This window comes from Streptomyces sp. P5F9, assembly GCF_057961495.1.
The window spans coordinates 1-4,888 of the sequence record NZ_JBXVPZ010000608.1 but is presented as its reverse complement, the minus strand read 5'-3'; the positions used below and the strand labels follow the sequence as shown (position 1 = coordinate 4,888).

At 70.7% G+C, this 4,888-nt stretch carries 6 protein-coding genes and 1 pseudogene; 4 read left to right on the top strand and 3 right to left on the bottom strand.

Going from position 1 to position 4,888, the window contains the following annotated elements:
• From AC31A1_RS46790 to AC31A1_RS46780, 3 genes are all read left to right on the top strand, one after another.
• Window positions 1-577 (top strand): PEP-utilizing enzyme (locus AC31A1_RS46790; protein ID WP_489659156.1); only part of this gene is annotated, 577 nt, incomplete at its 5' end.
• Entirely contained in the window at window positions 574-1,494 is a 921-nt protein-coding gene (locus AC31A1_RS46785; protein ID WP_489659155.1) for a hypothetical protein, read from the top strand. The genes AC31A1_RS46790 and AC31A1_RS46785, both read left to right, overlap by 4 nt.
• 64 nt (window positions 1,495-1,558) lie before the next feature.
• Window positions 1,559-2,254 carry a protein-tyrosine phosphatase family protein gene (locus AC31A1_RS46780; protein WP_489659154.1) on the top strand — a complete coding sequence of 232 codons (696 nt, stop codon included), beginning with the start codon at window positions 1,559-1,561 and terminating at the stop codon, window positions 2,252-2,254.
• Between the two features lie 19 nt (window positions 2,255-2,273).
• Here AC31A1_RS46780 and AC31A1_RS46775 read toward each other — a convergent pair.
• The 3 genes and pseudogenes from AC31A1_RS46775 to AC31A1_RS46765 form a co-directional block, all read right to left on the bottom strand.
• Window positions 2,274-2,643, bottom strand: a pseudogene (locus AC31A1_RS46775) (SAM-dependent methyltransferase).
• A gap of 96 nt (window positions 2,644-2,739) precedes the next feature.
• Complete coding sequence (locus AC31A1_RS46770; RefSeq protein WP_019060458.1) at window positions 2,740-2,994, bottom strand: DUF397 domain-containing protein; 255 nt, start codon at window positions 2,992-2,994, stop codon at window positions 2,740-2,742.
• Entirely contained in the window at window positions 2,995-3,855 is an 861-nt protein-coding gene (locus AC31A1_RS46765; protein WP_393753006.1) for a Sco1979 family transcriptional regulator, read from the bottom strand.
• Window positions 3,856-4,223: 368 nt separating this feature from the next.
• Here AC31A1_RS46765 and AC31A1_RS46760 point away from each other — a divergent pair.
• A partial coding sequence (locus AC31A1_RS46760; RefSeq protein WP_489659153.1) for an ATP-binding protein occupies window positions 4,224-4,888 on the top strand: 665 nt, incomplete at its 3' end.

Here is a 4,888-nt window from a genome sequence, read left to right as displayed (position 1 = left end):
GCGGCCAACTCCGGCCAGCGCAGCAGCCCTACGCGGTCCGCGCCGCCTCGGCCCGGCCGCCGCGGACCGCGTAGGGCTGCTGCGCTGGCCGGAGTTGGCCGCCGTACTCGATGGTGAACCCCTGCCCGGCGATCTCCACGCGCGCGTGCCGCAGGCCGAGTCGCCGCCGTTGCCGGATGCCTTCCGGCTGGCGGCGGAGGGCACGGTGGTCGCCGAACGCACCGGCACCGGCGGCAAGGGCGACGAAGGCCGGGGCGTGTCCGGTGGGCGGGCCGTCGGGACGGTCTGGGACGGGACCGGGCCGCGTCCCTCCGACGCCGTGCTCGTCGTCCGCACCCTCGACCCGGCGCTCGCCCCGCTCCTGCCCGGACTCACCGCGCTGGTCGCCCAGACCGGCAGCCCGTTGTCCCATCTCGCGGTGCTGGCACGGGAGTTCGGGTTGCCTGCCGTGGTCGGCGCGACCGACGCGGTACGGCGCTTCCCGCCCGGGTCGCGCGTCGCCGTCGACGGCACCACCGGTGACGTAAACACGGCGGACGTAAAGACAACAGACGTGCAGACGGGAGAGGCGCGGTGAGGCGGATCGCGTACGTCTTCGGAAGCCTCGCCGCCGCCGGGGCGGGCACCTACCTCATCGTCTACCTGTACCGCTGGCAGTGGCAGCGCGCCATCCTGTGCGGGATCCTGCTGCTGGTCGTCGAGGTGATGCTGCTCGGCATCGTGCTGCTGGCCCGGCTCACCCGGATCGAGGAACGGGTGAAGGAAAGTGACGCCAGGCAACGCGAATTGACGGCACGTCAGGATGACGTGCTGGCCCGGCTGCGGCAGGGTTCCGTCGAGCGCGAGAGCGCCCGCTTCCGCTGGTTGGAGGAGGACACCGCCGACCGTACGTACGTCTTCGTGCCCGTCCTCATGGTCACCGGGGTGCTGCTGTCCGGGCTCGCCTGGGTGGTGCAGCGGATCGCCTCCGCGACCGGGCGTCCGGCCGAACGGCGCCTCGCGGGACGCCTCGCCGTCCTCACCGCCCCTGAACAACCAGACACAGTAGGCGAGTTGGAGGACCGTCCTGCACTCGGCCGGCGTTCCAAGGGCCGCGTCGCCCGCACGGCCGTCGTCGGCGTCGTCGGGGCCGCGCTGCTCGCCGCGCTGGTGGTGGGGCTCGCCGATCTCACCCAGACCCGGGAGCAGAGCGCGAGCGGCTCCGAGGCGACCTCGGTGCTCGTCCAAGTCGACGTGCGGGGCACGGACATGACCGCCGAACGGCAGGCACTCGCCGCGCAGCAGGTCTGGGAACGCTGCCGGGACTCCACCTCCGTGCCGCTGAACCACGCCACGCTCGGCAGCCTCGGCGACGGCATGTTCGCCGGGGTCGTACGGCCCGCGCTCGCCGAGCACGACCGTATGCGGCTGCGCGGCTGCCTGGAGGACGCGGCCCTCGACCGCGCCCACCTCACGGTGATGGGCATGGGCGACACGGACGCGGACGACGACTGACCCGACGCGCAATCCGGACGTACGATGCCAAGGCGCCCCCGTCCCCGAGCACCCCGGGTCGCCCATGGCCACCGTTCTCACGCCCGCACCCCGACTCCGCCTGCCCAGACGTGCGATGAGGCTGCTCCTCGTCGTCACCCTCGGCTACGTCGCCCTGTGGGCCACCGGCGCGCTCGGCATCCTCGCGCTGTCGTACTGGGCACGCGAGGAGACCCCGCCGCCTCCGGGGACCCGTACCGTGCAGGGCATCCATCACTTCCAACCCGTCGACACCGAGGGCAAGTTGTGGCGAGGTGCCGCTCCCTCCCCCGGCGGCTACCGGGAGTTGGCCCGCCTCGGCTTCACCACGGTCGTGGATCTGCGCGCGGAGGACCTGACCGCGGCGCAGCTCGCCGAACCGGGCCGGGCCGGGCTGGACGTCGTACGACTGCCCATTCGGGACGGGCAGACGCCAACTCCCGCGCAGGTGGGGCGGTTTCTCGATGTCGTCGCGTCGGCGGGCGGGCCGGTGTTCGTGCACTGCGGTGCGGGGGTGGGCCGTACCGGGACGATGGCGGCGGCGTACCTCGTGCGGACCGGGGAGGAGTCGTCGGCGCGGGCGGTCCGGCGGAATCTCGCCGTCGGACCGCCGTCGATCGAGCAGATCTACTACGCGCTGAGCCTCGTCCCCGGTCCGGGCCGGCTGGAGCAGCCGCCGTTGCCGGTGGTCGCCGTCAGCCGGCTGGTGGACGCACCACGACGCATGCTGTCGTGGTTCTGAGGCCCGACGCCGAGCGGTGTCAGGGCTTGCGCCCCACCGCCCCGTACCCGGGAATCGTCCCGTCGTCCTGGCCCGGCACCGGCTCGCCCAGCTCCGGATGCCACCGGTCGACCACCGCCACCCGCGCGCTCTCGACGACGGCGTCGGGATCGCGCACGTCGGCCTGCACATACGCGGTCGCACCCTCGGGTGTGCCGCGCGGCAGGGCCGCCGAATGGGCCGGCTCGACCGGGTCGTTGTCGCAGTAGACGACACGTGCCCCGGCGCGACGGCCTGCGCGACCTGGTTGTCCTTGCCTCCGAGGTACCAGTCGTACATGCGGGCGGGGTGGGCCTGCTGGTGTCGATCTCGACGGTCTTGTCGATCCTGTCGGTGGGCCGCACGGTCATGGCGTGCTCCATAAGCTCTTAAAGCAACATGTGATCAAGTCGGTACCAAAATAAGGAGGTTCGGTAAGGAAAAAGCATTCAGCACAGGTGGTCGGCTCAGGACAGCAAGAAATCCGCCTCGCCCGCTTTCGCCCCCTCGATGAAGGCCGTCATCTCGTCGGTCGTGTAGATCAGGGCCGGCCCGTCCGGGTCGGTGGACTGGCGGACGGCGATCCGGCCGTCGGCGAGCTTCATCGCCTCCAGGCAGTTGCCGCCGTTGCCGCCGCTCCACGGCTTGTGCCAGCCTTCGCTTCCCAAGTCCCGCGCGGGCATACCGTTGTAGACGCTCATACGCGGCTTGATGCGATCCATTCACAGCTCCTTGCGGAGATCCTTGAGGATCTCCTTCGTGCGATGTGCCGTAGCGGCCTGCGCCGCCATGCGGTCCATGACCTCAAGGTGGGTCGCCACCTCTTCGCGCGCGTCCAGGTAGACGGCGCCGGTCAGGTACTCGCTGTAGACCATGTCCGGCAGTTCGGACATGGCAAATCGGAACAGCACGAAGGGCCCGTACGTGCCCGGGTGCGGCCCCGAGGAGAACGGGGCGACCTGCAGGGTCACGTTGGGCAGCTTCGTGGCGTCGAGCAGTTTGTCGATCTGGGCACGCATCACCTCCGGGCCGCCGACCGGGCGGCGCAGGGCGGTCTCGTCCATGACGACCCAGAAGCGGGGCGCGTCGGGCCGGGTGAGCAGGTCCTGGCGCTGCATGCGCAGCGCGACATGGCGCTCGATGTCGTCGGGATCGGTCTGGCCGATGGCACCGGACTTCAGCACTCCGCGCGCGTACTCCTCGGTCTGCATCAGCCCGGGCACGAAGTGCGGTTCGTACGACCGGATGAGCGCGGCCGCGCCCTCCAGGCTGACGTGCATCGAGAACCAGCCGGGCAGGATGTCGTGGAAGCGCTGCCACCAGCCGGGCCGGTTGGCGTCCTCGGCGAGCTGGACGAAGGCCTCGGCCTCCTCGTCGGAGACACCGTAGGACTTCAGGAGGAGCTGGAGGTAGGGGATCTTGAGGGAGACCTCCGCCATCTCCATGCGGCGGACCGTGGCGGGTGCGACGCGGAGGACGCGGGCGGCCTCCTCGCGCTTGAGCCCCGCGCGTTCCCGCAGGTCCAGCAGGCGCCGGCCGAGGACGACCTGGCCGACCGTCGGTGCGGACCGCGGCTCGCTCACGCTCCACCTCCACGAATGAGTTCCGAGTACCGAGTACCGAGTGCCCAGTACCGGGTACCGAGTAAGTGACGATTTAAGTGCTGCGTATTAGGTGCTGCGTAATGGGTTGAGTACTGACAGCGCATGCGTCCGTACAGCTCGGTGAAAGGGTTCTCCCGGCCCGCCGCAACGATCCCGGCGAACCGAATCCTGACAGCCCTGCGGCGCCATTCGAAGACTCATTCGAAGATCGGGACAGACCTCCGGAGATCCCAACTGGCGCCGCGCGACGTTCTGTTGCGAGCAGTGTGCCACGACCGTGCAGAGCGTCATACGGCACTCTGCATTTTTCATAGTGACACTTGCCAAGTGTTCACGGCGGGGCGATAGTGGCAAGCGTGATTCCGTCCGCGCCCTTAGGAACAGACGCCGCCGCAGGCCGCCCCGGTCTCGGTGCTGCTCCGGGAGCCGTCCCTGGTGGGGCCGCTGCCGAGCGCCGGTTCCGGTTCGAGCTGGCCGCCCATCCGGGTTCCCCGGCCCAGGCGAGACGCCTGACGCGGGCCCGGCTGTCCGGCTGGTCCGTGTGCGAGGACACCTGCGACACGGCGGTACTGGTCGTCTCCGAGCTGGTCACCAACGCGATCGTGCACACCGCGAGCAGCCACATAGTCTGCGAGCTGCACGATGGCGAGGACCTGGTGCGGATAGCCGTCCGTGACGAGGGCTGTGCCCCCGGCGAGCCTCGCCCGTCCCCGCAGCGGCCGGATGAGGAGCACGGGAGGGGACTGCTTCTCATCGACGGGCTCTGCCGGGCCTGGGGCGCCCAGGAACACGGACCCGGCCTGCTGGTCTGGGCCGACCTGCCACGGCAGGCGGACCCGGCGCACGGCCACCACCCGGCCCCCGGCCATGACAGTTCCGTACCGCGCAACGACCTGGGTTGGGGCGCACGACCCAAGCCGGGTCCGTCGGGCGGTTCGGGCGACGAGGACGAGGCGACGGCACACTTCGGGGCCTTCGAGGATCTGGGCGTATTTCCGGGGCGGGGGCATGG

Coding starts and splice junctions, on each gene's coding strand:
- AC31A1_RS46780 (WP_489659154.1), top strand. CDS start 1,559: ATGGCCACCGTTCTCACGCCCGCACCCCGACTCCGCCTGCCCAGACGT.
- AC31A1_RS46770 (WP_019060458.1), bottom strand. CDS start 2,994: ATGGATCGCATCAAGCCGCGTATGAGCGTCTACAACGGTATGCCCGCG.